This window comes from Shinella sp. JR1-6 (assembly GCF_004284735.1).
Taxonomy (GTDB): domain Bacteria; phylum Pseudomonadota; class Alphaproteobacteria; order Rhizobiales; family Rhizobiaceae; genus Shinella.
On the sequence record NZ_SHMI01000117.1, the window covers coordinates 1 to 1170 of the forward strand.

Genomic DNA, 1170 nt, shown 5'->3' on the forward strand with positions numbered 1-1170 from the left:
GGGTAATACGGCCCCTCACTGATCAAAACCCATAGGCCCATTCTCTGCGCCCGATCGACATGATGCGCCAGGGCTGGCTTTCGAGCTTCCGCCAGGCATCGCAGCAATGATCGACGATGTCGTCGTATGATTTGAAGACGCGGTTTGATAACCAGTTGTCGCGCATGAAATGCCAGAGGTTTTCGACCGGGTTCAGCTCCGGCGATTTCGGCGGGAGTGGCAGAATGGTGATGTTTTCGGGCACGACGAGATTGTTGGACATGTGCCAGCCTGCCTGATCCATGATGAGGATAGCGTGCGCGTCGGCATCGACGTGTCGGGCGATTTCGGCCAGATGCTGGGTCATGGCGTAGGTGTCGCACCATGGCATGACCAGCGCGGCCGCCTTGCCGAGCTTCGGGCAGATTGCGCCGAAGATGTAGGCCGACCTTGTGCGCTGATCGTGCGGTGCTGAAGGCCGTGTTCCTCGCCTGGCCCATCGGCGGGTGATCTTGTTCTTTTGCCCGATACGGGCCTCATCCTGAAACCAAATCTCTATGCGTTTTCCTCGGGCCGCTCCAGCGGCAATCTCTGCCACTGCGGCAGGGAAGCTTTTTTAAAACCCTCAATGGCTTGAGGGTCTTGCGCGTGATGTTTGGGCCGGACAGCCAGCTTGCGATAGCCCATGGCCCGCACCTCCCGGCTCAGCGTTTGCTCGCTCACCGAAACGCGAAACTCTTCCCAAAGCCATTGCGCTAGATCGCACAGACGCCAACGAACAACGCCGTCGAGGTAGGGTGTCGGCCCACGCTCGATTGCTTGCGCCAAGGCCGCACGCTGCTGATCGTTCAACCGCGACTGCGGACCGGGCGCCTTGCCATTGATCAGGCCTTGGGGACCGTGTTCGTTGAACCGCATGACCCAGTCCCGGACAATTTGGAGCGTGACGCTGCCGAGGCGGGCGGCATCGGAACGCGAGCCTCCATCGTAGATTGAGGCGAGTGCCAACAGACGGCGCGCTTGAACGGCATCTTTCGTCTGCCGCGCCAGCCGCCGCAGACCTTCTCCATCAAAATCTTCGCGTAATGAAATCCCTGATCGCATCGCAGACCTCCGGTTTGCACCAGAGATTCAGATTCACCGCACTTTGGGAAGGCCAAAGAGTCGAGGTCAGCGAGGCGGCGTATAAGC

The 1170-nt window shown here is 59.7% G+C and carries 1 protein-coding gene; it reads right to left on the bottom strand.

All coding sequences use genetic code 11. The features are described 5' to 3' along the window. Positions 1 to 22: 22 nt before the first annotated feature. Positions 23 to 1083 (bottom strand): IS630 family transposase gene (locus EXZ48_RS34630; protein ID WP_130521602.1). Its coding sequence is split into 2 segments (ribosomal slippage): positions 23 to 591 and positions 591 to 1083, totalling 1062 coding nucleotides; the frame shifts between segments, so codons are not numbered across the junction. Between the last annotated feature and the right edge of the window lie 87 nt (positions 1084 to 1170).